This window comes from Methylorubrum sp. Q1, from assembly GCF_004683995.1.
Lineage (GTDB): Bacteria > Pseudomonadota > Alphaproteobacteria > Rhizobiales > Beijerinckiaceae > Methylobacterium.
Genome location: NZ_SRHQ01000014.1, coordinates 87,881 through 111,275 on the forward strand (window position 1 = coordinate 87,881; position 23,395 = coordinate 111,275).

The following is a 23,395-nucleotide window of genomic DNA, read 5'->3' on the forward strand; positions in this document are numbered from 1 at the left end:
TCGTCAGGCAAAAAAACAGCCGCCGATCCAAGGATCGGCGGCGTTGTCGCCTTGGCGAGGCGAGGTTCAGGCGGCGAGCTGTCGCGGCTCGTGGCGGCCTTCCTTCACCTCCTCGACGATCTTGGCGCAGAAGGCATCGAGGTCGCCGGGGTTGCGGCTGGTGATAATGCCGCCATCGGTCACGACCGCCTTGTCCTGCCAATCGCCGCCCGCGTTGATCACGTCGGTCTTGATCGAGGCGAACGAGGTGAGCGTACGCCCCTTTACCGCGCCGGCCTCGATCAGCAGCCACGGACCATGACAGATCGCGGCCACGACCTTCCCGGAGGTGAGGAAGTTCCGGACCACTTCGAGCGCCTTCGGCTCGAGGCGCAGCTTGTCCGGATTGATCTGCCCGCCCGGCAGAACCAGCGCATCGTAGTCGGCGGGGTTCACGCTTTCGAGATCGAGATCGACCGGCACGTCTTTGCCCCGGTCGGTCTTGTCCCAGCCGCGGATGGTCTCTTTGGACTGGCGTGATTGCGGGCTCGCCACGGTGACCGTGGCACCGGCCTCCTTCAGCTTGGCCTGCGGCACCGTCAGCTCGCTTTCCTCGAAACCGTCGGTGGCGACGATGAGGATCTTGGCCTCGCGAATATCGGGCATGGGGATTCGCCCCATTGATGTCGGGGACTGCCGGGCCAACCGATCGCTCCCGGCGCGGTTCCTGAAACCATGACCGCGCCGTCACACCGCCGCACCCGTACGTCCCATGAGACGGACGAGGAACGGAACCGGACCGAAGGGCATGTGTTGGACCGCCATCCCCGAAGCCAGACAGGAGGCGGTTCATGGCCAATCCCGGCGCCCCGACCCCCGAGCCCACCCCCGGCGGACAGATCCCCGGCGATCTTCCCCCGCCGCCGCAGCCCGACGATCGGCCCGATATCGGCCCGACCGGACCGCGCACGCCCTACCCCGTCGATGATCCGAACATCGACGAACCGCGCGGACCCGGCTCCGAGCCGGACTATTTGCCCGGCGGGCCGACCGATCCCGGCATCCGGCTCTGATCCGATCCCGAGGCCGCGCCCCCGCCGAGCGGGGCGCGGTCACCCGACATCACATTTTTATCACATGTCGATGGCCGTTCGGTCTGCCCCCGGCCTCCCCTCATACGCACGCTTGCGTTGAGACGAAGCCGGCCCAACAACCGCCCTACCGTCCGCAGAGGCGGTTGGGGGATACCACATCATGTTCAAGCAATCTCTGGCCGCCGCCCTCGTCGCGGTGAGCCTTGCCGCGTGCGGAAGCGTCACGCGCGGCACGTCGGAGCTGATCGCCTTCACCTCCGAGCCGCCCGGCGCCGCCGTCGCCACCACGACGAACCGGTACTGCCCGACGACGCCCTGCTCGCTCGATGTGCCGCGCTCGGAGGAATTCGACGTGACCTTCACGAAGCCCGGATTCCAGCCGCAAACGGTGCCGGTGCGCACCAAGCTCGCCGGCACCGGGGCCGCAGGGTTCGCCGGCAACGTCCTGGCCGGCGGCGTCATCGGCATGGGTGTCGATGCCTATACCGGTGCGGCCATGGACCACACCCCCAATCCCGTCGCCGTCACCCTGGTGCCCGACGCCTTGCCGAGCGGGGAGCGCACGCGTCGCCGCCGCGCCAGGCCGGACGTCTGACCCTATCAAGGGCGGATCGCCGCTCGGCCAAAGCACGGCGCTTCAGCGGAGCGAACCTTCAATCAATGCCCGCCGTGAGAGGTGCGGACGTCCCGCGGCGCGGCCAGGATCTCGCTGAGGCTGGAGGCGACGTGGCGTGCCTCCTCGTCGGTCAGGCGGAGTTGGAACGGCGGCAGCGCACCGGCCTGAAGGGCCACCACCGCCTGACCCTGCTCGTCGGTGCCCACCTCGATGGCCGAGGAGGTCACGTCGAGCATGGCGACCTCCTCGTCGCCGTTCTCGTCGGGCAGATCGACCTCGCCGTCGTCATCGATCGCGGTGAGGAGCTGGCCGACGGCGCGCACGAGCGCGCGGGCGGCGCGGGCATCCATGACCACCGCCGTCGACTGGTCGTCCTTCTGGAACGAGAGCTGGATGTTCGCGCCTTCGAGGGAAACCGAGATGCCCGCCATGAACCGCCTGACTGCACTGCCTTGGAGCGGTGCGTAACCGCCTGGATTGACGATCATATATGCACCGGCCCCGTGCTTTGTCACAGGGTGGCGGAGGCAGTACCCCAGGCTCGATTTCCAAGCTCGGCGGTCGCCTCGCGCGCGCGGCCCCGGGGCGGCAGCGTTCCGTTCCGCCTTGTTAAGGCCGCATCGTCAGCCTACATGTCGTCGTGACGGGCGCGGCGGAGCGGATGGCTTCGGCCATTTGCAACCCGCCTGTCATCCCGCAAAATCGGCGGACGCTGCCAAGTGCTCGCTTCGAGCAGATGCTTGCGCTTGGCGTGTGAAGAACGAAGGAACTATTCGTGGATACTGGGACTGTTAAGTGGTTCAACGAGACCAAGGGCTACGGCTTCATTCAGCCGGATGACGGCGGCAAGGACGTTTTCGTTCATATCTCCGCTGTCGAGCGTGCTGGCCTGCGCAACCTCGTCGAGGGCCAGAAGGTGTCCTATGAGGTCCTGACCGACAAGCGCAGCGGCAAGGACGCGGCCGGCAACCTGCAGGCCGTCTGAGCCGCCTCGGGACCGGCGTTGAACCGGCCCGACCGCGCATTCTAAACCAACGAAGTGGCACCCACCGGACGAAGATTCTCGGAACGCGTTTCCAGGGATGTCTCGCGGTGGGCGCCGCCGACGCCAAAATCACCAGACCAAAACAACCAGAAACGACACCGGCCACGCCGAGAGGGCGCGGGATCCGGTGCGAGAAGAAGAAAAACAATGAAATTCGAGTTCCGGCGCCAGGATGGCGCCATTTCGCCCGTCACCAACGCGGCGACATTCCGGGTGGGCAGCTTGGTCGATACGCAGGCACGCAGCCCGCAGGCCGACCTCAGCCACCTCATCGACGCTTCCTACGAGTATCACTCACCGCGCGAACTGCGCTGGCACCTTGCCGACCGCCTCGGGGTTACCCCGGCCGTCGTCCGGTTGCAGGAAGCCGCCTGACCGACCCGGCCTCGCACCCATTCGGAGCGAGGCCAATCGGCCGCTGCCACGAGGTGGCGGCCTCACTCCAAGTCCGACGGATCCCTTCGGGAATAGCGGATTTGGCCTCGGCCCTAGCGCCGCTCGGGCTGAGCAATCGGCGTCCCGCTTGGTTCAAGCGAAAGCCGCGTCAGATCAAACCCAACGCTGCCAATTCCCGCCGCAGGGTCTCTGGCATTTCGGCGACCTCCCCGGCACTGGCCCGGTCGAGGTCGGCGGGCGCGTCACGCGCTTCGAGATAGCGCCAGCCCTGAAACGGGCGGCAAGGGCGCGGCGAGACCGGCGTCACCGCCGGATCGAGCACGAGGCGGCAGCGGTCGATCCCGTCGCTTCCCGTGATCGGCTCGATGGCGCGAATCGACTGACGGCAGGTCAGCGTCCCCTTCAGCACCCAATAGATCGAACCGCCGCCGGCGATGGCCCCCGCGCGCTTGGGGAACATGCGGGTGACGTGGACCGTCTCCGGCTCGTGGCCGAGGCGTAGGGCCTCCGCCCGATAATGTGCGATCCGCGCCTCCAACTCCTCGATGGAGGAGGGACCGACGCACAATTTCAGAAGATGCAAGGCCATGACGGGGCCCGTATAAGCCATCTGCCGGAAAACGGGCTGCCGGTTTTCAGGCGGAAAGATGCGGCGAGAAGAACCGCATCGCCCGCCCCCAGAACCGCTCTCTCACGCGAAGAGCGCGATCTTTTCCTCGATGCTCAAGGTATCGAGATCGGGGAAGGCCGCGGCGAGATCGTCGGCCGCCATCGGCTCGACCGCCGCCACGATCAGGGGCTCGGCCAGCGGCATGACCGCTTCGGGGGCTGCCGGAATGGTGTGTTCGGCGGCCGGTTCGGCCGCGTCCACCACGTCGAACGCTTCGACGTCCGACATCATCTCGAACGCGTCCGCGTCGTCCGCGCCGAACTCCTCCCCGAACTCCGGCTCGGCCGGAGCCGGAACGAGGATCGCGGAGACGGCTTCCGGTTCGAATGCGGCTTCGATCTCCGGCATTTCCAACGCGAAAAGATCCGCCGGGATTTCATTGGCCAGAACAGCGACGGGCGTCGCCATCCCGGTCGTGATCCGCTCCGCCGGCTCCTCGTCATGCGCCGGTTCCGGCGCCTCGGGGCTGGCCGGCAGGAAGTCGAGATCATCGTCGAGCGCCACGGTCGGCAGCGGCCGCAGGGTCGACAGAACCGGCGCGGGCGGCGGCCCTTCCATGTCGAGGAAGCGATCGACATCGCTCTGATCGAGGGCGGCGGCCGGTACAGGTGCGTCCTCGCCGAGCGGGGGCACCGCGTCCTCGGGACTGCCCCAGATCCCGATCATCGAAGCGATGCGGTTCTCGAGGTAGCGCAGGGTATGCACCACGCGGCTCGTGCGCTGGGCGGTGAGATCCTGGAACGAGCAGGCCGTGTAGATCTGGGTGGCGTGCCGATCGAGGGCGTCGCACAGCTCGGAATCGATTCCGGTCTCGCGCAGGGTCCAGGCGGCTTCCTGCACCTCCTCGGCGGCGCTGAGGATGTCGGAGGTCGCCCGCTCGGTGGCGCGCACGATCGCATCCAGGGCTTCCGAGGCGACCGTGAGACGGCTCTCACCCTGCTCGGCGGTCGAGAGGGCGGCCACCTCCGCGCGGGTGCGGGCGATGGCATCGGCCATCTCCATCAGGTCGCCGCGGAAGCGCCCGACATCGTCCGGCCGATCCGTCGTGACGACGTTCTCGATGCGCCGGATCGCGTCCAGCAGCACCTCGGTGTCGGCATTACGGTTACGGCGAGCGTATTCGGTCAAAAACCACCGGCCGCGCTCGGTTTCCCGGACGGCATCCTCGATGGCATCGTATTGCGACGCGTCCAGAGGCGTCAGGGAACGGGAACTCGACATCACACCCCGCAAAGACTCGGGCCCCACCGCGAGGAGTGCCGCGACGATTGACGGTCGGCGGCAGATTGACAGGCGCGCTTTAACGGCGGCTTACGCTTTCCGTCGCTTCGCCCCGCCGTGCGATGTTTTTGACCGATCGAAAGGGGCGGCCCGCTTCGCCGCGATCTCGTGACACGCACTGCCCCGACCGGCGAGCCCGATCCCGTCCGGCTCGGCCTCCTCTACGCCGTGGTCTTCGTCGAGATCGGCATCGCCATGCCGTTCATGCCCGTGTGGCTCGGCGCGCTCGGCCTCGATGCCGGGCTGATCGGCCTGCTGCTTGCCCTGCCGATCGCCACCAAGGTCGTCGCGACGCGGCCGCTGACGGGGCTGATCGACCGCGGCGTGCGCCCGCGCACCCTGCTCGTCGCCGGAAGCCTCACCCTGGCGCTGAGCTACGCCCTGATGCCGGCCGCCGCCGCCATCGCCGCAGCCTTGCTCGTCCCGCTGATCGTCGTGAACGCCGTGGCGCAAGCCCCGCTGGTGCCGAGCATCGACTACCTGACGCTCGCCGCCGCCCGCCGCTCGAAGCGGATCGACTATGCCCGTATCCGGCTGTGCGGCTCGGTCGCCTTCCTGGCCGCGAACCTCGCGGGCGGTGCGCTGCTGGGCGTACTCGGCGACCGGGTGGCGGTGCCGCTGCTGCTCACCGGGCTCTCGCTCGCCGCGACCCTGGTCGCAGCCTCCGGTCAGGAGGTCGCACCGCCCACCGAGCCGCATTCGGGGCTGGCGGCGGCCCCGCCCCTGCCGCGGGTGCTCCGGCTTTCCATCGCCGCGGCGGCGCTGATCCAGGCGAGTCATGCGGCGATCTACGCCTTCGGCAGCCTCGATTGGGCCCGCCACGGCGTCTCGCCGCCCTGGATCGGCGCGCTCTGGGCGGTCGGCGTCGCGGCCGAGATCGCGCTGTTCGCCCTCGTCGGCCGCTTTCCCGCGCGCTGGCGCAGCCCGTTTCGCCTGCTCGGGCTCGGGGCGGCGGCGGCTCTGCTACGGGCCCTGGGCCTCAGCCTCGCCGACGGGGAGCTGGCCGTGCTCCTGCCGCTTCAGATGCTGCACGGCCTCACCTTCGGCGCGACCCATCTCGGCATCATGGCGGCGGTCTCCGGCTTCGCGCCCGACGGCGCCCGCGGCCGGGCGCAGGGGACGGTCGGCGCCTCGACCGCGCTCGTCTCGGCGCTGGCGACGCTGGCCTGCGGCGCGGTCTACCGCTCGTTCGGCGGGCCTTCGACCTTCCTAATGATGGCGCCGCTGGCCCTCGCCGGCCTCGTCCTCGTAGCGCTGGCGCAACGCATCCATGATCCCCGCCGATTTGGCGGCAGCTCCCCCCATAAGGTATAGCCAGCGCCCGGTATCGGGATCCCGAAGAGATCATCCCTTTGGCGGGGCGAAAAGTCGTCGCTCTTGGCCGAGCCCCGAAAGGCGGCTTGAGCCCGCCGGAGCAGCGAGCCCGAAGATTCGGATTCGACGCGTCTTGGTAAGGAATTCGTTTCAAGATCCCGAGAGCATCATCCCGAAAGGCAGCCTCCGGCTTTCGGACGAAGATGATTCAAAAACGATAGGCTAGAGCGGAAGCGGGAGCGGCGCGTGCGGATCGCAGACGGCTCGGGCATCTCGGAAGCCGCGGGCGCCGACCTCGATGCGGGCGGTGGCCGCGTGATCCTGCACGGCCGCTGGACGGCGGACCAGGGTCCGGCGGTCGAGAGCGCCTCGGCGCGCATCGCCGCCCAGGGCCGGAACCAGCCCGTGCTGGTGGACCTCAGCGGCTTGGCGCGGCTCGACACCCTCGGCGCCTGGGTGCTGGAGCGGACCCGCGCCGAGATCGAGGCGGCGGGCGGGCGGCTGGCCTATGCCGGGGCGCGGCCCGAGCACCGCATCCTTCTCGGCGAGATGGGCCTGCGCGAGCCCGAACCAGCACCGCAGGATACCCGCAACCCGGCCCTGCGCTTCCTCGACGCCACGGGTCAGCGCGTCGCGCGCGGCGGCAACGAGATCCTGTCCGGCATCGCCTTCCTCGGCGAGGTGGTCGCCGCGGGCGGCCGGGTCGCGCGCCGGCCGCAGACCTTCCGCATGGCCGCGCTGGTCAACCAGCTCGAACAGGTGGCGCTCCGCGGCGTGCCGATCATCGTGCTGATCTCATTCCTGGTCGGCGGCATCGTCGCGCAGCAGGGCATCTTCCAGCTTCAGCGCTTCGGTGCGCAGAGCTTCGTCGTGAACCTGATCGGCCTGCTGATCCTGCGCGAACTCGGGGTGCTGCTCACCTCGATCATGGTGGCGGGCCGCTCCGGCTCGGCGTTCACCGCCGAGATCGGCTCGATGCGGATGCGCGAGGAGGTCGATGCCCTGCGTGTGATGGGTCTCGACCCGATCGAAATCCTGATCCTGCCGCGCATTCTCGCCCTTGTGATCGGCCTGCCGATCCTGGCCTTCCTCGGATCGCTCGCCGCGCTCGCGGGCGGTGGCCTCACCGCCGCGATCTATGGCGGCATGACCACCGACGCCTTCCTGGCACGGCTCCAGGCGGCAGTGTCGTTCCACCATTTCGCGGTCGGGCTCATCAAGGCGCCGTTCATGGCGCTGACGATCGGTATCATCGCGACGATCGAGGGTTTCGCGGTCGAGGGCTCGGCGGAGTCGCTCGGGCGCCACGTCACCGCCTCAGTCGTCAAGTCAATCTTCATGGTGATCGTGCTGGATGGCCTGTTCGCGGTCTTCTTCGCCGCGATCGATTTCTAAAGCATCATCCCGAAAGGTGGCCGCCGGCTTTCGGGATGATGCGAAAACAAAAACCTAAAGCATGCGGGCAGACGACGTTCGGACGGACCCCTTGACCACCCCTCATCTTTCCCCGGCCGGGCAGAACGCCGCCCAGAGCGACGCGATTATTCGCGTGCGCGATCTCGTGGTCGGCTTCGGCCCGCGCACGGTGATGAAGGGGCTCGACCTCGACATCCGCCGCGGCGAGATTCTGGGATTCGTCGGTCCCTCGGGGCAAGGCAAGTCGGTGCTGACGCGCACCATCCTCGGCCTCGTACCGAAGCGCTCCGGCACGATCGAGATCTTCGGCGAGGATGTGGACGGGCTCACCATCACCCGGCGGCGCCAGTTGGAGCAGCGGTGGGGCGTGCTGTTCCAGCAGGGGGCGCTGTTCTCGGGGCTCACCGTCAAGCAGAACATCCAGATGCCGATGCGCGAGCATCTCAAGCTGTCCGAGCGCCTGCTCGACGAGTTCGCCCGCCTCAAGATCGAGATGGTCGGCCTCAAGCCGGATGCCGCCGACAAGTACCCCTCGGAGCTGTCGGGCGGCATGATCAAGCGGGCGGCGCTCGCCCGCTCGCTGGCGCTGGACCCGGAGATCCTGTTCCTCGACGAGCCGACCTCCGGCCTCGACCCGATCGGCGCGGGCGAGTTCGACGACCTCGTCTCGACCCTGAAGAAGACGCTCGGCCTGACCGTCTTCATGGTGACGCACGATCTCGACAGCCTCTACACCGCCTGCGACCGCATCGCGGCGCTGGGCGACGGCCGGATCATCGCGCAGGGGACGATCGAGGAGATGCTGGCGAGCGACCACCCCTGGCTGCGCTCCTACTTCCACGGCAAGCGCGCCCGCGCCATCGCCACGCCGAACCAAGCCTCGCAGACCGGCCAAGCGTCGCAGACCGGCCAAGCGTCGCGGCCCGGCTATGCCCATGCGTAAAGCCCCGATGATCGCCCCCGGTGCGGTTTCGCACCGCTTCGCCCCCTCGGATCGGGATTAGAGCTGAGCCGATGGAGACTCGCGCAAACTACGTCCTGATCGGCGCCTTCACCATCGGCGTCGTGTTGGCCGCCTTCGGCTTCGTGTTCTGGCTCCAGGGCGGCTCCCGGGGACAGGCGACCCAGGCGCTCCGCATCGTGTTCTCCGGCTCGGTCGGGGGGCTGGCCAAGGGCTCGACCGTGTCGTTCAACGGCATTAAGGTCGGCGAGGCGCTCGACGTGCGCCTGCTGCCGCAGGACCCTCGCCGGGTCGTGGCGACCGTGCAGGTCGATCCCTCGACGCCCCTGCGCGCCGACACCCGCGCGCGGCTCGATTCCGCGATGCTGACCGGCGTCTCGCAGATCGCACTCTCCGGCGGCAGCGCCGACGCGCCCGCCCTCACGCCCGGATCGAGCGACAAGATGCCGACGATCTTCGCCGATTCGAGCGACATCCAGGACATGATGGCCGCCGCCAAGCAGATCGCGCAGCGGGCCGACGACGTGCTCCAGCGCCTCGACAAGGTCGTGGCCGGCAACGAGGGCGCGATCAACCGCACCCTTGCCAACGTCGAGTCCTTCTCGAAGACGCTCGCCGAGGCCGGGCCCTCCATCGCCGGCCTCGTCAAATCGGTGGACGGGCAGCGCCTCAACCGGGTGATCGAGAACGCCGAGACCTTCTCGACCGCGCTGGCGAATTCGAGCGGGGACATCCAGGCCGGGCTGCACGACGCCCGCAGCCTCGCCGCCAAGCTCAACGCCTCCGCCGACAAGATCGACGGCGTGCTCAAAGGGGCGGAGGGCTTCCTCGGCTCGGCCTCGGGCCAGCAGGGCGCGGGTACCTTCGCCGAGATTCGCGAGGCGGCGATCTCCGTGCGCGACGCCGGCCGGGCGTTCCGGGCGCTGTCGGAGAACCTCGACAAGCGCACCGCCAACATCTCGACGAGCTTCAACCGCCTGTCGGGGACGAGCCGGCGCGAGGTCGAGGCCCTGTCGAGCGACGGCCAGCGCACCCTCAACACCCTCAGCCGGGCGGCCCGCAGCCTGGAGCGCGACCCATCGCAGGTTATTTTCGGCGGCAAACCATCGTTGCCGGAATACAACGGTGGCCGTTGAGCGGTTCGGTTTCCGGACGATGTGTCGGCACGCACGGCGCAGCTTGAGCGTTGGCGTATGCTCCCGCGTGCTAGAGGGGGTGTCAGTCTCCCCGACAGCGAACGGACGGTGCCCGAGCGTATGACGCGTCTTCCTCTCTCGCCTGCTCTTCCCGGTCGCCCCCTGTCCGGCCGCATCCTGAGGGCGGGCGCCCTTCTCGCGCCGCTCGCGCTCCTCGGCGGCTGCGGCGGCGGCACGCCGCTCACCTTCGACCTCGCCGCCCTGCCGGGTCAGGCGCGGGCGGGCGGCGCGGCGCGCTCGATCGTCGTGTCTGAGCCCGTCGGCCTGCAGCCGATGGAGGCCGACCGCATCATCGTGCGCGAGCCCGGCGGCTCCCTGTCTTTCCTCGGCGGCGGCCAGTGGGCCGACCGCCTGCCGCGCCTGATCCAGACGCGGGTGATCCAGAGCCTCGAAAATACCGGCCGCCTGCGCTCGGTCTCGCGGCCCAGCGACAAGGTGCCGTCGGACTACCAGCTCGTCAGCGAGATCCGCGAGTTCGACGTCAATTCCGGTACCGGCGAAGCGGTGGTGGACCTCTCGGCCAAGCTGATCGCCGAGGGAACCGGACGGGTCGTCAACGCCCGCGTCTTCACCGCCCGCGTCCCGGTGAAGACGGTCGATCCGCAGAGCGCCGCCGCCGGCCTCGACGCGGCTTTGGGCCAGGTCCTCGCCGACCTCGTGCGGTGGGTGAACACCGCGCGATAGGGCTGCGAGCGGCCGCCGCTATCCCTTGAACCGAACGACCGAGCCCGATTGCGGCGGCTTCGGCGCTCACGCCTCCAGCGCGGCCAGAGCAGGATCGCGCAGCGACAGCGGCACGGCGATCAGTTCGCCGTGGCGCGGCTCCGGGCGGTTGTAGACCGCCGGCCGGCCCTGGAGATCGCAGACCACGCCGCCCGCCTCGCGGACGATGAGGTCCGCGCCGGCGAGATCCCAATCCCGCGCATCCCGGGAGACGAGGCCAAGATCGATCCGGCCCTCGGCCACCCGCGCGAGCCGCAGGGCCAGCGAGGGCACGCGATCGACGATCGTGACCGAGGGGCGCGGGCCGAGCCGCGCCGCGCCGTCGAGCAGGCGGTCCTGCATTGGCTTCGGACCGGTGATGCGGGCGCCCTCCAGCGTCGCCTGCGGCGCGACGCGGATCGGCACCCCGTTGAGGGTCGCGCCCTCGCCCGCCACGGCCTCGTAGAACTGATCGGTTGCGGGCGCGAAGACGCCGCCGAGCACCGGCTCGCCCCGAGCCAGCAAAGCGACGGCAATCGACCAATCCGGATGCCCGGACAGAAAGGCGCGGGTGCCGTCGATCGGATCGACGATCCAGACGAAGTCGTGGCCGAGCCGCACCGGATCGTCGCTGGTCTCCTCCGAGAGCCAGGCGGCCCGCGGCTCGATCTGCGACAGGCGGATCTTGAGGAAGGTGTCCACGGCGACGTCCGCCTCGGTGACCGGCGAGCCGCCGGCCTTCGACCAGACCCGCGCGCTGGTCTGCTCCCCCTGGCGGAAGAAGGGCAGCGCGAGCGCGGCGGCCTCCCGGATCGCGTCGTGCAGCACGGGCCGCAGCGCCGCGAGAGAGGATGTCGTCTGGGTCATGGATCCCGGTCGGAGCCGTTCGTGCAAAGCCGGCCTCATGCCGTTTGAACGGCGCCGACGCCCTTTCGTTTTAGAGCATCGGTGGAAAAAGTGGCCATCGGATTTCGGAACGCAGTGATGCAGCCGCGGCCGTACCGGCCGCACGCCCGGACCGGCTCGCCCGCACGGTTACCGACATTTGCACCAATCCCGGCAAGGGTCCGTTGAGCATCCGGCAGACTTGGGCTCGATCCACGATCGCTTAACGCTCACTCTTAAGGCGCCTTGGGGGAGACGACCGGCACTGTGCTTGTCAGATCAGCGCGTCCGACAGAGACCGCGACACGGGATAGGGCGTCGAACCGATGATGACTTTCGAGATCATGAATCAGAACTGTCGGCCCGGCATCGACGACGAAGCGGCTGCGCCCTGCATCACGGTTCAGGCGACGCCGCTGCCGCTTCTCGGAGTGACCCACGCCATCACGCCCGTCGGTGTGGCTATGGCTTTCGCCGACGATGCGGCCGATGCCTGCGGCGAGGACCGCTTCTCCCTGCTTCTCGTCGATGACGAGGGCGAGGTGACGATGCGGCTCGGGCCGTTCGCGGAGGAGGATGTCGTGGCGGTGTGGCGCGACATCTCGACCACGGGCGGTCTCGCCCGGATGCTGCTGCGCGAGGACGGCGCCATCGTCCCGGTCTCGCAGCAGCTCGGCCCGGTCGTGCTCGGCAAGGGCCGCCAGCGCCGCCGGCACGCCGCGCTCAGCGGACGCCGCCCGCGCTTCCTCGTGCGACGCAAGCCCGCCCGCCTCCCGGCCCGGCCCTGCATCCACCGGGGCGAGAGCGAGATCATCTCCCGCGGCTGAGACGGCTTCCCGCCTCAGCCGTTGTCGAGCGGCCTGTCCGGCGAGCGCTCGGCCGGAGAACCGTCATAGCCCTCGAGCCACGCCGTGCGCTCGGGCGAATTCACCGGATAGGGGCAGGCGTCGCGCGGACGCCCCTGGATCCGGGCACGGGCGCCCCGGGTGATCGGATCGTCGGTGCGGATCTGTCTCCCGCATGGAAGCGGATATGGCGCGGGGACGAGCCGTCGCCCCGGCCGGTTCAGTGCAGACCCTGCCACAGCGCGTCGGCGGCAAGCCCCGCGAACAGGATGAGGCCTGCATCGCGGTTCGAGCGGAACAGCGCCAGAGCCCGCAGGCCGTCGCGCTCGGAAAGATGCAGAACCTGTCGAGCGAGATGGGCGGCGAACAGCCCGAGCCCGATCCAGCTCAACGGGCCGGCCCCGGCGCCGGCCAGCGCCGGCACGAACAGGGCGACGGCGCTCGCGTAACAGAGCCCCACCGCGAGCCGCAGGCGCGCGCCGAACAGCCGGGCCGAGGAATGGATGCCGACGATCTCGTCATCCTCGATGTCCTGCACCGCGTAGATCGTGTCGTAGCCGACGATCCAACAGATCGTGCCGGCATAGAGCCACAGGGCCGGCGGATCGAGGCGGCCGAACACGGCGACCCAGCCCATCAGCGCGCCCCAACCGAAGGCGAGGCCGAGCACCGCCTGCGGCATCGGCATCACCCGCTTCATGAAGGGGTAGATCGCTACCGGCGCCAGCGAGAGCATGCCGACGAGAATCGCGGTCGCGTTGAATTGCAGCAGCACCGCGAGGCCGACCAGCGCCTGCGCCACGAGGAAGGCGGCGGCCTGTTTCGTCGTCACCTGTCCCGAGGGGAGCGGGCGCGAGCGGGTGCGCTCGACCTGTGCGTCGAGCTTCCGATCGGCGATGTCGTTGTAGGTCGAGCCGGCGCCGCGCATCGCCACCGCGCCGATCAGGAACAGCACGAGATGGCCGAGATGGGGGCCGGGATTCCCGGCAGCGGTCGCAGCGAGTGCCGCCGACCACCAGCACGGCAGCAGCAGCAGCCACCAGCCGATCGGCCGCTCGATCCGGGCGAGGCGCAGATACGGCCGCGCCCCGGCCGGCGCGAGCCGGTCGGCCCAATGGCCGGCGACCGCGTCGGCGACGCGGCCGGAGCCGGGCTCGGACGGAGAGGGCAACGGTGACGCGGCGCTGAAAACTTACAGTGCGCCCTGCGGCATGCGGAAGGCGCCCGACAGGCCGGGACCGCCGAGCAGACCACCGCCGCCGCCGCCGTTCTGCGCCTGGGTCTTGGCCTGGGCTTCCATCTTCGAGGCCTGGGCGGCGATGCCACAGACCTTGGTGCGGATCGCCGCGACCTTGTTGTGGTCGGCCTTGAAGCCTTCCGAGAAGGAATCCGGGATCGAGCACCACTCCTTGTTGGCGGTGATCCACTTGATGCCGGTGGCGCCGTTGGCCTGGAGCTGGCCGAACAGGGAGCACGCCTCCTGCGGCGTCATCTTCTTCTTCGAGTTCGAGGCGGAATTGGCCTTGGCCACGAGGTTCTTGCGCTCGATCAGCGTCTTCTGGATCGAGCCGCAATCGGTGCCCGCCTGCTGCGGCACGGACTGGGCCGGCGCGGCCGGAGCCATCGGCGCGGGAACGCTCATCGGCGCGCCGGCCGAGGGCGCAGGTTCGGCCGGCGTATCCATCGACGGCAGCGGCATCCCGCCCATGCTCTGGGCCAGAGCCGGCCCGGCCAGCAGGACAAGGCCGACAAGAGCGGCGGCGGTCTTCGTCGGTGCAACAATCCTGGCAGACATTCGGCCCGGTCCTTCTCCCCGCATGCCGCGACGGGTGTACCCCCGATCCCGCAGCGCCCATCCGGCCCGAATCCCTGGCGGCTCGCGCCGCGGGCCCGGCAGAGGGGCTTGAAGTGTTTCGATGCGGCAGTCTTCTGCGCACGGGATTGTGGCGCCAATGGTGCCTTCCGCCGCCCGAATGCCAGGAGCGTGGGAAACGCCTTGAAACATTCGAGGCGTGTTCTTTTTGCACCAGTCAGTGTCGGAACCGCCGATTGACAGGCTGGGGCCGCCACGCGACGAGACCAGCTTGCCTGCGAGAGACCATGGCTGCTTACGACTTCACCGCCCCACGCCTCTTCGTCGAAGCGGATCTGGCGGAGGGGCGCGTCCTGCCGCTGGAGCGGGCGCAGGCGAACTACCTGCTCACGGTGCTGCGCCGCGCGGAGGGCGAGCCCGTCCTGCTGTTCAACGGGCGCGACGGCGAGTGGCGCGCCGAGATCGTGCCGCAGGGCCGCAAGAGCGCGGACCTGCGCGTGGTGGCGCAGACCCGGCCGCAGCCGGCGCCGGCCGACCTGCACTACCTCTTCGCGCCGCTGAAGACGGGCCGCATCGATTACATGGCGCAGAAGGCGGTCGAGATGGGCGCGGGGCGCCTTCAGCCGGTCTTCACCCGCTTCACCCAGGGCGAGCGGATCAAGCTCGATCGTCTCCAGGCCAACGCGATCGAGGCCGCCGAGCAATGCGGCATCCTTTCCGTGCCGGAGATCGGCGAGCCGGCCCGGCTGCCCGCCTGCCTCGATGCCCTCGAAGCGAATCGCCTGCTCGTGTTCTGCGACGAGGATGCGCCCGTCACCGACCCGGTAACGGCCCTACGCGGCGCGGCCGATCCGGCGCGCCCGCCGCCGCTCGCCGTGCTGGTCGGTCCCGAGGGCGGATTCCACGAAGAGGAGCGCGCACTGATCGCCGCCCGCCCCAACACGGTCGCGCTGTCGCTCGGCCCGCGCATCCTGAGGGCGGATACCGCCGCCGTGGCGGTGCTGGCGCTGGTGCAGGCGGTGCTGGGAGATGCGCGGTGAGATTCCTGGCGCGAGCGGTTGAACGCCCGTCAGGCGGCAACCGCTGCCTGCTTGGAACGACGAATTAGAAGTGCCCGAGCCCCTCGAAGCAGGAAGTAAGTGATCAAGACCACCCCGACCATAACGCTCGGAAACGCCTCACCCATAACGAGGGCGAACAGCATCACAACGACGACGAATCCCAGACCACAGAGCCGGAGCAGCATTTCCGCGAGCCAGAGCATTTTGCCGGACAGTGTCGGCTTGGGCTCGTGCAAGCCGAAGGTTGAAAATCCAGCGATGACACCAAGCGACACGAAGACAGCGTAAGCGAGCGGTGATGTCCTGCGCCAAAGGCTCCACTCCGCATGCAACCATTCACCCCACGTCGCCGGCCGCACCTTGATCCCCCACGAGCCTTCTCCCGCCTCGATGTTCCAGAGGTCGTCCCGCTCGTCGAAGGGCGGTACGATCGGACCGTCTCGTCCGAATGTCGTCGGGTCCGGCTCGATCACCTCGCCCGAGCTGTGATCATAGCCATGGCAGCGAAGCGGCGTATCGCACACGATTGAGAGCGACCACGTTTTCGGCCCCTCCGCGATCAGCCGGCTCTCGGCATCAAGGATGATGATACGCAAAGGGTCAGCAACGAAAATGCCGTCTCCGGCGATGATGCGCATCTCGCCCCTCTGACCGTCCGGCAGAAGGATCGGCTGCGCTTCGGTGAAGTAGGGGCGATGCGCCGAGGCAGATCCGGCTGCGGTGAGCCAGAGCAGGAACGGCAGGATCAGAGCAAGAGGGGCGGATCGCAGACGGGAGCGGGGCACGGGTATCTCGGGGCAATCGCGCCCTGATTGTATTCCGAGTTGTGCTCGACCCATCTCGGCATTGCAATTCGTCTTGTCCTGTTTCCTCGACAATCGACGCCGGAATGATACGGGCACGATGTCCGGCCTTGTGGCCGCCGGAGCCTGACGCGCCATGCCCCTCCCCCGCATCCTCCTCCTGTCCCTCGGCGGGACGATCACCATGACCCGGAGCCTCGAGGGCGGGATCGTGCCGACGCTGACGGCCGCCGACCTCGCGGATTCGGTGCCGGGGCTGGCCGCGGTGGCATCCATCGAGACGCTCTCGCCCCTGCGCCGGCCGAGCGCCGGGCTCACCCTCGACGACCTCATCGGGGTGGCGCGCACGCTCAACGAGCGTCTCGCGGGCGACCTCGACGGCGCGGTGGTGATCCAGGGCACCGACACGATCGAGGAAACGACCTTCGTCCTCGACAGCTTGGTCGCCGGCGACAAGCCCGTCGTCGTCACGGGCGCGATGCGCGGGCCGGAAAGCGCTGGCGCCGACGGGCCCGGCAACCTGCTGGCCGCGACCATCGTCGCGGGCAGCACGGCGGCGCGAGGCATGGGCGTGCTCGCCGTCCTCAACGACGAGATCCACGCCGCCCGCCTCGTGCAGAAGGCCCACACCGCTCTGCCTTCGGCCTTCCGCTCACCGCTCGCCGGCCCGGTCGGGCTCGTGATCGAGGGCGAGGCCCGGATTTTCCTGCGATCCCACCGCAGCCTCACCCTGACCGGTCCCTTGTCGGACGAGCCGGCCCCCGTGGCACTCCTGAAGATGGGGATCGGCGACGACGGACGGCTGCTCGCCGCCCTGCCCGATCTCGGCTTCGCGGGCGTCGTGATCGAGGGAATGGGCGCGGGCCACGTGCCGGAGGCGCTGGCGGCGATCGTTTCCACCCTGGTCGGGCGGATTCCGGTGGTGCTCGCCTCTCGCACCGAGACCGGTCCTGTGTTCTCGCGCACATACGGGTATCCCGGCGGCGAGATCGATCTGCTGGCCCGCGGCGCACTCTCGACGGGCATCCTGTCGGGCGTGAAAGCGCGGCTGATGCTGCAGCTTCTCCTTCGGGCGGGGCTCGATCGGGCGGCCTACGCCCCCTACTTCGCGGATCCGTGATCGGCGGGATGAGCGCCGTAAACAGAAGCTTGAGTCATGTCTGCCATGCGGTCGGCGGGCGCGTTGTTCACCCTTGCGGCGTCCTCTAAGGACACGACATCCGGTGAGGCCGCTGCCGGCCCCGTCCGGTGGCGGATCCTCGGCGCGCCGCTGACCCTTCGACCGACGTTACCTTCGAGGCAGCGCATGGCGCGCGACACGTCCGACACCACCCCGCTCACGACGCGGGACGAACTGATCGCGTGGTTCGCCGCGGGCGAGAAACCGCGCTCGCGTTTCGCCATCGGCACCGAGCACGAGAAGATCCCGTTCTACACCACCGACCACATGCCCGTTCCCTATGAGGGCGAGCGCGGCATCCGGGCGCTTCTGGAAAATCTCGGTCGCGAGACCGGCTGGGAGCCGATCCTGGATGCTGGCCACATCATCGGTCTGGCGGGACCCGAGGGCGGCGGCGCGATTTCGATCGAGCCCGGTGGCCAGTTCGAACTCTCCGGCGCGCCGCTCCCCGACATCCACGCGACGGCGAGCGAACTCGACGAGCATCTCGCCGCCACGAAGCGCGCGGCGGAGCCCCTCGGCATCGGCTTCCTCGACCTCGGCATGAGTCCGAAATGGACCCGCGAGGCGACGCCGCAGATGCCGAAGAGCCGCTACCGCATCATGCGCAACTACATGCCGAAGGTGGGCAAGCTCGGCCTCGACATGATGCTGCGCACCGCGACCGTGCAGGTGAACGTCGATTTCAGTTCCGAGGCCGACATGGTGCGCAAGATGCGCGTCAGCCTCGCGCTTCAGCCCATCGCCACGGCGCTCTTCGCCAACTCGCCCTTCACCGACGGGCGGCCCAACGGCTTCCTGTCGCGCCGCTCGGAGATCTGGCGCGACACCGACCCCGACCGCACCGGCATGCTGGCCTTCGCCTTCGACGAGGGCTTCGGCTACGAGTCTTACGTCGATTGGCTGCTCGACGTGCCGATGTATTTCGTCAAGCGCGGCGAGACCTACCACGACGTCGCCGGGGCCTCGTTCCGCGACCTGATGGCCGGGCGCCTCGCGCAATTGCCGGGCGAGCGGGCCACCGTCTCGGATTGGGCGAACCACGCCTCCACCGTCTTCCCGGAAGTGCGGCTCAAGCGCTTCCTCGAGATGCGCGGCGCCGATGTCGGCGGGCCCGCGATGATCGCCGCGCAATCGGCTTTCTGGGTGGGGCTCCTCTACGACGAGACCGCCCTCTCCGCCGCCTGGGATCTGGTGCGCGGCTGGTCCGCCGGCGAGCGGGAATCCATGCGTGCCGCCGTGCCGCGGCTCGGGCTCCATGCCAGCATCGGCGGACGCTGCCTCGGCGCGGTCGCTGCGGAGGCGCTTGCCATCGCCCGCACCGGCCTGCAGGCGCGGGCGCGCCGCGACGGCAACGGCCGCGACGAGGCGGTCTATCTCCAGCCGCTGGAGGCGATCGTGGCCGCCGGCCGCAGCCATGCACAGGAGCGCCTCGCCGATTACGAGGGGCCCTGGGAGAAGTCCGTCGATCCGGCTTTCACGGCCTGCACGTTCTGATCGTTCGGGTACCACCTTAGATTTATCGTCCGCGGCAAGCGGGGCCGTCGGAACGCGTTCTGCGCCGCGTTGTTCCTCTGCGTGTTCCTTATCGCGTAAGGAGTTCGCATCCATGTCCCGCATCACGACCCTGACGCTGGCCGGCCTCACCGCGGCGAGCCTGACGGTGACGGCCGTTCCGCCCGCCCAGGCCGCGCCGCTGCCGGCGATGAGCGCCGCGCAGGTCGGCGGCGGCATCACCGTCGAGACCGTCGGCTGGCGCCGCGGATATTACGGAGGCTATTACGGCCCCCGTTACCGCTACGGCTACGGGTATCGCCGCCGCAACGTCGCGGGTGCGCTGTTCGCGGGTGCGGCGCTCGGCCTGATCGGCGGCGCGATCGCCGCCAGCGCGGCCCCGCGCTACTACGGCTATCCGGCCTATGGCGGTTACTACGGCTACGGCTACGGCGTCCCCGTCGGCTATTACGGCGGCTACGGCTACCCGGTTTATGGCGGCTCTTACGGCTACGGCCCCTACGGCTGGTAGCCATCTCCTCCGCCCGTGAAAAATCACGCCCTGCGGCTGGGTTCAGCCGGCAGGGCGTTTTCGTGTTATGCGCCGCTCCCATGTCCGAGATCTCGCAGGACGGCACGGTCGAACTCGACCTCAGCGGCCTCAAATGCCCCCTCCCTGCACTCCGCACGCGCAAGGCCCTGCGGGCCCTCGCGCCCGGGGCATGCTTGGCTGTGACCGCGACCGATCCGCTGGCCGGGATCGACATTCCCAACGTCGTCCGCGAGGAAGGAGCCGCGCTGGAGGCGATGGAGCGCCGCGGCCCGGCCGCGCGCTTCCTGATCCGCCGCGGCGCCGACCGCCCGCCTGCGCGAGCCTGACCCCGAGATTTCCGACCTGAAGCGCCGAACCGGAGACGCCATGCCCCCCGAGATCCGCGGCACCCGCACCGTCCACGATGGCTGGGCGAGCTTCCTCGTCGCCGAGGTGACGACCCCCGAGGGCGCCGCGGTGACCCGCGAGATCGAGGATCACGGCGAGGCGGTTTGCGTGCTGCCCTACGATCCCGAGCGCAAGGTGGCCCTGCTGATCAGGCAGTTCCGCGCGCCCCCCTTCTTCACCGCAGGCGTGACCGATCTGCTGGAAGTGCCTGCGGGCCTGCTCGACGAGGCCGATCCGGCGGAGGGCGTGCGCCGGGAGGCCTTCGAGGAGACCGGCCTGCGGCTGTCGGATCTGGAGCCCATCTCCACGGTGTGGAGCCTGCCGGGCATCTCCACCGAGCGGATGCACCTGTTCCTCGCCCCCTACGCGGAGAGCGACCGGGAGGGGCCGGGCGGCGGCTTGGCCGAGGAGCACGAGGCGATCACCGTGGTCGAGATGCCGCTCTCCACCCTCGCCGCCATGAGCGAGGCCGGCGAGATCGTCGACATGAAGACGCTGGTGCTCCTGCTCTCGCTCCGCCTGCGCCGCCCCGAACTGTTCGCCTGACGCGCCGCTTGCGGACCGGTCGGCAGACCCTATCATCCTCTCTCACGCGGAACGGATTGTCTCGAAACAACAGACGCCGCCGCGGGGAGATGCGCTCATGTCGTTCTTCATCGGGATCGCCGGTCCCTGGCTCGTGATCTCCGCCCTGCTGTTGATGTGGCACCGGCGGGAGGCGGAACGCCCGGCGCGGACCGTGGACGCCGAGCCGGGCGGATACCCGCCGCGAGCCTGAGGCTTATCGGGGCGCCCTCCGCCTGCCGCTCCCTTCCTCTCCCGAATCCGCATGGCGCTCCGGCCCGGCCGAACCAACGGCCACGCCACGGGTTGTCGAGGCTCTGCGCCCTGTCGCAAGCCCGACGGCACCGGCCTGGCCGGACGCCCGTGGCGGACACGGCGCGTTCCGTTCGAACCCGACGCGCCGCGCTTGGCGGGCCGTCGATGCTGGAGCCGCTTATGGACATTGCCCTCGACAAGATCACCGAGATCATCCTGCGGCTGCGGGCGGTCGAGGTGAAGGAAGGCGCGACCGATCCGGATTCGGGCTCCAACCCGACCGATGACGGCTCGATCGACATGCTGGTCGGCGGCACCGACGACGCCACCGAGCAGGAAATCCGCAGCATGATCGCCGGTCTCAACGAGGACGAGCGCGCCGATCTCGGGGCCCTGCTGTATATCGGCCGCGGCGACTACGAGGCGGCGGAATGGCGCACGGCGGTCAATTTCGCCAAGGAGCGTGAGGCGGCCGGCGATACGGTGATCCGCGAATTGCTCGGCACGCCGGATGCGGCGCCGCTCCTCGAAGAAGGTCTCGACGCGCTGGGAATTCCCATGGAGACGCCCGAGGCCTGAGGCGTCCCATCCTGCGTCAGGCTACGGCAAACGCCCGCGGCAAGCCCGACGAGGCACGGCTCAGTGTGCTTCGAACGTAATCTGCATCTCGCAACGGAGAATCGGCCCGGAACGAGCGCTCCGGGCCGATCCGCATCTGGGGATAGGTTTCAGGGTTCGCAGGCCAGCGCCTTCGCGCCGATGGCGACGAACTCCGCCGCCGTGCGCAGCTCGTCGTCGATCCGCGGCGTTCGCGCCACCTGCTTGGCCTCGCGCGCCAGACGATCGTTGCAGGAGCAGGTGGGCAGCCCCTGGCCCACCGACGGCGAGCAGGCATCGTGGTGCATGCAGGCCCGGTCGAGGGCATCGATCGGGGGAAGGCCGGCGCCGCGGCTGCCCGGGCCGCAATAATTGCCGTGAAAGACCAATGCGCCCTGGGGAAGTCCGTTGCCGAGGTCGGTTACGGTCGGCGCCTCGACGGAGGGTGCCTCGACGTCCGGTGTGACCACGGACTGAGCCGAGACGGCGAGCGGTGCGAGGCCGAGCAGGACGGCCGAGAGACCGGCAACGAGGGGACGACGCCGGGCGGCGCGGTAGGCAAGTATAGCCACGGTCGGAAAACTCCGTTCGAAACGCTCCCCTCACAGCACTTCAGCGGCCAGGATCGTCACCCGCACCGGGAAGGCCGAGCCGTTCAAACGATTTGTCCGTGGACGTGGTTCACTCCATACCGCAAGAAGCAAGCCATCCCACCGGCGTTAGAACCTATCGTTCAAGCCCGCCGCGAACGACGCCGAAGCCTGATTCCGAGCGGCCCGTGCCATATTGGGCAGGCACCGTCGCATCGTAGACGGTCGCGCCGCCGCCCTGCCTGCCGAGATCGGCGTAGAGATCTTCGACGTTCGCCGAGCTACGCTCCGTCAGCGCGGATTCGATGCCCGCACTGCGTGGGATTGTCTCCCACGTCCTCGACCAAGCTCAGGCGATGTCTCAGACGAGCGAACCCGCGACGTCAGCCGACCGATCCCGGCGGGGCTCGTCCGTGCCTCGATCGAGGCCGACGTCGCACCGCACGACGGCGGGTTGCGTCTCGGCTCCGGACTCGCCGCCTCGGGTCGGGTCTCCCCCTCGGCGCTGCCGGGCTCGGGGCGCCCCGCCGTGATCGGCACCGGGCTCGGTCGGGATGGAGGGACGACGGTGGAATCGCTGCGCGGTGACGCGTCGGCACGGGGCCAAGGCTTTGGCGGGCAAGGTCCGAGTGGCCAGGGTCCGAGTGGCCAGACTCCAAGTCGTCAGGACCCGAGTCGTCAGGACCCGAGTCGTCAGGGGCCCGGCGCGCCTGGGCGGCTTCGGAGTGGCGGGCGCCGCCGACGCCCGTCAGCGGCTGCGCAGGATCAGCCGGTCGCCGCGCACCTCGTAAGAGGGCAATCGGTCGAGGAAGCTCTGGCCGAGCAGGTTGGTGGTCAGCACGCCGGGCCGGCTCACCATCGCGTTGACGTTGCGCTCGGTGATCGGCCCCACCGTGATCGAGTCGAGCCGGATCGGCGCGGTCAGCGCCGTGCCGTTGGCGGTGGAGACGCGTTGCGTGAACGCGCTCTCCGGCGGGCGGATGCGGAGACGCTCGGCGGTCTCGGCGGTGAGCACGACGCTGCTCGCCCCCGTATCGAACACGAAGCGCTCCTCGCCGCCGCCGTTCACCGCCGCCAGCACCGAGAAGTCGCCATCCGAGCGGCGAGTGATCGTCACCTCGCCGCCGGGGCCGACCACGGCGGTGCCGGGGCGCAGGGCCCCGACAACATCGGCGCCCACCCGCTGCGCGTCGTCGCGATAGGTGTAGCCGACGACGATCACCGCGCCGATGGCGAGCCAGATCAGGATCGAAACCAGGGTCTTGCCCGGCATGACGAGCGCCTGCCGCCAGCGGCCGGCGGTGAGGAGCAGCAGCAGCGCGGTCATGGAGACGACGCCGGCGAGCTGATCCGAATCGAGCCCCATCATCGGGCCGCCGTCATGGTTGGCGATCAGGACGACGAGGCCGATCCCGAGAATGGCGAGGCCGGCCCACATCATGACGCGCACGCCTCCCGGCCGGGATAGGCCCGGCGCAGCCGCTCGGGCAGTGCGGCCATGACGGCCAGGCGCTGCGCCTCGGAAAGCGAGCCCCACAGCCCGATCTCGTCGCGCGTGCGCCCGCAGCCCTCGCACAGGCCCGTCACGGCATCGAGCACGCAGAGCTTGGTGCAGGGAGAGGAGGTTTTTTTCGAAGGAGTCGCCAGCATCGCCCGTGCAAATGGGACGGAGCGGGGCCGTGAATCAAGGGTTTTGCC

30 protein-coding genes are annotated in these 23,395 nt (G+C 69.4%); 18 read left to right on the top strand and 12 right to left on the bottom strand.

What is annotated here, in order from left to right:
- Nucleotides 1–66: 66 nt before the first annotated feature.
- A complete protein-coding gene (locus E4V01_RS14770; protein ID WP_135298858.1) occupies nucleotides 67–645 on the bottom strand; it encodes a type 1 glutamine amidotransferase domain-containing protein in 579 nt (192 codons plus the stop codon).
- Nucleotides 646–830: 185 nt separating this feature from the next.
- On the opposite strand from E4V01_RS14770, the gene E4V01_RS14775 reads away from it, so the two are divergent.
- Both E4V01_RS14775 and E4V01_RS14780 read left to right on the top strand, forming a co-directional pair.
- Nucleotides 831–1,052: a hypothetical protein gene (locus E4V01_RS14775; RefSeq protein WP_060768612.1), complete on the top strand. Its 222-nt coding sequence runs from the start codon at nucleotides 831–833 to the stop codon at nucleotides 1,050–1,052.
- A gap of 181 nt (nucleotides 1,053–1,233) precedes the next feature.
- A complete protein-coding gene (locus E4V01_RS14780; RefSeq protein ID WP_135298859.1) occupies nucleotides 1,234–1,668 on the top strand; it encodes a translation initiation factor 2 in 435 nt (144 codons plus the stop codon).
- Nucleotides 1,669–1,730: 62 nt separating this feature from the next.
- Here E4V01_RS14780 and E4V01_RS14785 read toward each other — a convergent pair whose 3' ends face one another.
- Nucleotides 1,731–2,120, bottom strand: coding sequence for a hypothetical protein (locus E4V01_RS14785; protein ID WP_003598900.1), 390 nt, complete (start codon nucleotides 2,118–2,120; stop codon nucleotides 1,731–1,733).
- A gap of 344 nt (nucleotides 2,121–2,464) precedes the next feature.
- Here E4V01_RS14785 and E4V01_RS14790 point away from each other — a divergent pair, with 344 nt between their 5' ends.
- Together E4V01_RS14790 and E4V01_RS14795 are read left to right on the top strand one after the other, a co-directional pair.
- A complete protein-coding gene (locus E4V01_RS14790; RefSeq protein ID WP_003598898.1) occupies nucleotides 2,465–2,674 on the top strand; it encodes a cold-shock protein in 210 nt (69 codons plus the stop codon).
- A 207-nt stretch (nucleotides 2,675–2,881) separates the two neighbouring features.
- The gene (locus E4V01_RS14795; protein ID WP_056200536.1) at nucleotides 2,882–3,109 is read left to right on the top strand and encodes a hypothetical protein; all 228 of its coding nucleotides are present in this window, start codon (nucleotides 2,882–2,884) and stop codon (nucleotides 3,107–3,109) included.
- A gap of 169 nt (nucleotides 3,110–3,278) precedes the next feature.
- Here the strand turns inward: E4V01_RS14795 and E4V01_RS14800 are convergent, their stop codons facing one another.
- Both E4V01_RS14800 and E4V01_RS14805 read right to left on the bottom strand, forming a co-directional pair.
- A complete protein-coding gene (locus E4V01_RS14800; RefSeq protein ID WP_060772130.1) occupies nucleotides 3,279–3,719 on the bottom strand; it encodes a DUF1489 family protein in 441 nt (146 codons plus the stop codon).
- 102 nt (nucleotides 3,720–3,821) lie between these two features.
- Complete coding sequence (locus tag E4V01_RS14805; RefSeq protein WP_135298860.1) at nucleotides 3,822–5,021, bottom strand: hypothetical protein; 1,200 nt, start codon at nucleotides 5,019–5,021, stop codon at nucleotides 3,822–3,824.
- Between the two features lie 168 nt (nucleotides 5,022–5,189).
- Here E4V01_RS14805 and E4V01_RS14810 point away from each other — a divergent pair, with 168 nt between their 5' ends.
- The 5 genes from E4V01_RS14810 (at nucleotide 5,190) to E4V01_RS14830 (ending at nucleotide 10,652) form a co-directional block, all read left to right on the top strand.
- Nucleotides 5,190–6,395, top strand: coding sequence for an MFS transporter (locus E4V01_RS14810; protein WP_135298861.1), 1,206 nt, complete (start codon nucleotides 5,190–5,192; stop codon nucleotides 6,393–6,395).
- A gap of 246 nt (nucleotides 6,396–6,641) precedes the next feature.
- Complete coding sequence (locus tag E4V01_RS14815; protein WP_060768616.1) at nucleotides 6,642–7,790, top strand: MlaE family lipid ABC transporter permease subunit; 1,149 nt, start codon at nucleotides 6,642–6,644, stop codon at nucleotides 7,788–7,790.
- Between the two features lie 91 nt (nucleotides 7,791–7,881).
- Complete coding sequence (locus E4V01_RS14820) at nucleotides 7,882–8,754, top strand: ABC transporter ATP-binding protein (protein ID WP_135298862.1); 873 nt, start codon at nucleotides 7,882–7,884, stop codon at nucleotides 8,752–8,754.
- A gap of 71 nt (nucleotides 8,755–8,825) precedes the next feature.
- Nucleotides 8,826–9,908: an MlaD family protein gene (locus E4V01_RS14825; RefSeq protein ID WP_135298863.1), complete on the top strand. Its 1,083-nt coding sequence runs from the start codon at nucleotides 8,826–8,828 to the stop codon at nucleotides 9,906–9,908.
- A 120-nt stretch (nucleotides 9,909–10,028) separates the two neighbouring features.
- Nucleotides 10,029–10,652 carry an ABC-type transport auxiliary lipoprotein family protein gene (locus E4V01_RS14830; RefSeq protein WP_135298864.1) on the top strand — a complete coding sequence of 208 codons (624 nt, stop codon included), beginning with the start codon at nucleotides 10,029–10,031 and terminating at the stop codon, nucleotides 10,650–10,652.
- Between the two features lie 66 nt (nucleotides 10,653–10,718).
- Here the strand turns inward: E4V01_RS14830 and E4V01_RS14835 are convergent, their stop codons facing one another.
- The gene (locus tag E4V01_RS14835; protein WP_135298865.1) at nucleotides 10,719–11,537 is read right to left on the bottom strand and encodes an inositol monophosphatase; all 819 of its coding nucleotides are present in this window, start codon (nucleotides 11,535–11,537) and stop codon (nucleotides 10,719–10,721) included.
- Between the two features lie 344 nt (nucleotides 11,538–11,881).
- Here E4V01_RS14835 and E4V01_RS14840 point away from each other — a divergent pair, with 344 nt between their 5' ends.
- Nucleotides 11,882–12,382: a DUF6101 family protein gene (locus E4V01_RS14840; protein ID WP_135298866.1), complete on the top strand. Its 501-nt coding sequence runs from the start codon at nucleotides 11,882–11,884 to the stop codon at nucleotides 12,380–12,382.
- Between the two features lie 14 nt (nucleotides 12,383–12,396).
- Here the strand turns inward: E4V01_RS14840 and rmf are convergent, their stop codons facing one another.
- Genes rmf through E4V01_RS14855 form a run of 3 tightly spaced genes read right to left on the bottom strand, consistent with a single transcriptional unit; the run spans nucleotide 12,397 to nucleotide 14,195 of the window.
- Nucleotides 12,397–12,639, bottom strand: a complete 243-nt coding sequence (gene rmf / locus E4V01_RS26635; protein ID WP_135298867.1) for a ribosome modulation factor — start codon at nucleotides 12,637–12,639, stop codon at nucleotides 12,397–12,399.
- On the bottom strand, nucleotides 12,621–13,571 hold the full coding sequence (gene ubiA / locus E4V01_RS14850; RefSeq protein ID WP_135298868.1) for a 4-hydroxybenzoate octaprenyltransferase: 951 nt from the start codon (nucleotides 13,569–13,571) through the stop codon (nucleotides 12,621–12,623). Before ubiA ends, rmf begins: the two co-directional genes overlap by 19 nt.
- Nucleotides 13,572–13,592: 21 nt before the next feature.
- A complete protein-coding gene (locus E4V01_RS14855; protein ID WP_060768624.1) occupies nucleotides 13,593–14,195 on the bottom strand; it encodes a hypothetical protein in 603 nt (200 codons plus the stop codon).
- A gap of 305 nt (nucleotides 14,196–14,500) precedes the next feature.
- Here E4V01_RS14855 and E4V01_RS14860 point away from each other — a divergent pair, with 305 nt between their 5' ends.
- The gene (locus E4V01_RS14860) at nucleotides 14,501–15,253 is read left to right on the top strand and encodes a 16S rRNA (uracil(1498)-N(3))-methyltransferase (RefSeq protein ID WP_135298869.1); all 753 of its coding nucleotides are present in this window, start codon (nucleotides 14,501–14,503) and stop codon (nucleotides 15,251–15,253) included.
- Nucleotides 15,254–15,282: 29 nt separating this feature from the next.
- Here E4V01_RS14860 and E4V01_RS14865 read toward each other — a convergent pair whose 3' ends face one another.
- The gene (locus tag E4V01_RS14865) at nucleotides 15,283–16,059 is read right to left on the bottom strand and encodes a hypothetical protein (protein ID WP_135298870.1); all 777 of its coding nucleotides are present in this window, start codon (nucleotides 16,057–16,059) and stop codon (nucleotides 15,283–15,285) included.
- Between the two features lie 154 nt (nucleotides 16,060–16,213).
- Here E4V01_RS14865 and E4V01_RS14870 point away from each other — a divergent pair, with 154 nt between their 5' ends.
- The 7 genes from E4V01_RS14870 to E4V01_RS14895 all read left to right on the top strand — a co-directional run bounded on the left by E4V01_RS14870 (nucleotide 16,214) and on the right by E4V01_RS14895 (nucleotide 21,089).
- The gene (locus tag E4V01_RS14870; protein ID WP_135298871.1) at nucleotides 16,214–17,197 is read left to right on the top strand and encodes an asparaginase; all 984 of its coding nucleotides are present in this window, start codon (nucleotides 16,214–16,216) and stop codon (nucleotides 17,195–17,197) included.
- A gap of 186 nt (nucleotides 17,198–17,383) precedes the next feature.
- Nucleotides 17,384–18,754 (top strand): glutamate--cysteine ligase, encoded by a 1,371-nt coding sequence (locus E4V01_RS14875; RefSeq protein ID WP_135298872.1) that lies wholly within the window; start codon nucleotides 17,384–17,386, stop codon nucleotides 18,752–18,754.
- Between the two features lie 112 nt (nucleotides 18,755–18,866).
- Nucleotides 18,867–19,283 (top strand): hypothetical protein, encoded by a 417-nt coding sequence (locus E4V01_RS14880; RefSeq protein WP_135298873.1) that lies wholly within the window; start codon nucleotides 18,867–18,869, stop codon nucleotides 19,281–19,283.
- Nucleotides 19,284–19,363: 80 nt separating this feature from the next.
- Nucleotides 19,364–19,630 (top strand): sulfurtransferase TusA family protein, encoded by a 267-nt coding sequence (locus tag E4V01_RS14885; protein ID WP_060768630.1) that lies wholly within the window; start codon nucleotides 19,364–19,366, stop codon nucleotides 19,628–19,630.
- Between the two features lie 40 nt (nucleotides 19,631–19,670).
- Nucleotides 19,671–20,237: an NUDIX hydrolase gene (locus tag E4V01_RS14890; protein ID WP_060768631.1), complete on the top strand. Its 567-nt coding sequence runs from the start codon at nucleotides 19,671–19,673 to the stop codon at nucleotides 20,235–20,237.
- A gap of 97 nt (nucleotides 20,238–20,334) precedes the next feature.
- A complete protein-coding gene (locus E4V01_RS26560) occupies nucleotides 20,335–20,469 on the top strand; it encodes a hypothetical protein (RefSeq protein ID WP_256371258.1) in 135 nt (44 codons plus the stop codon).
- Between the two features lie 221 nt (nucleotides 20,470–20,690).
- Nucleotides 20,691–21,089, top strand: a complete 399-nt coding sequence (locus E4V01_RS14895; protein WP_135298902.1) for a DUF3775 domain-containing protein — start codon at nucleotides 20,691–20,693, stop codon at nucleotides 21,087–21,089.
- Nucleotides 21,090–21,238: 149 nt separating this feature from the next.
- On the opposite strand, the gene E4V01_RS14900 is transcribed toward E4V01_RS14895, so the two are convergent.
- The 3 genes from E4V01_RS14900 to E4V01_RS14920 all read right to left on the bottom strand — a co-directional run bounded on the left by E4V01_RS14900 (nucleotide 21,239) and on the right by E4V01_RS14920 (nucleotide 23,347).
- The gene (locus tag E4V01_RS14900) at nucleotides 21,239–21,679 is read right to left on the bottom strand and encodes a hypothetical protein (protein ID WP_135298874.1); all 441 of its coding nucleotides are present in this window, start codon (nucleotides 21,677–21,679) and stop codon (nucleotides 21,239–21,241) included.
- A gap of 766 nt (nucleotides 21,680–22,445) precedes the next feature.
- Complete coding sequence (locus tag E4V01_RS14915) at nucleotides 22,446–23,138, bottom strand: TIGR02281 family clan AA aspartic protease (RefSeq protein ID WP_060772131.1); 693 nt, start codon at nucleotides 23,136–23,138, stop codon at nucleotides 22,446–22,448.
- On the bottom strand, nucleotides 23,135–23,347 hold the full coding sequence (locus E4V01_RS14920) for a DUF1289 domain-containing protein (protein ID WP_135298875.1): 213 nt from the start codon (nucleotides 23,345–23,347) through the stop codon (nucleotides 23,135–23,137). The genes E4V01_RS14915 and E4V01_RS14920 overlap by 4 nt, the downstream gene beginning before the upstream one ends.
- Between the last annotated feature and the right edge of the window lie 48 nt (nucleotides 23,348–23,395).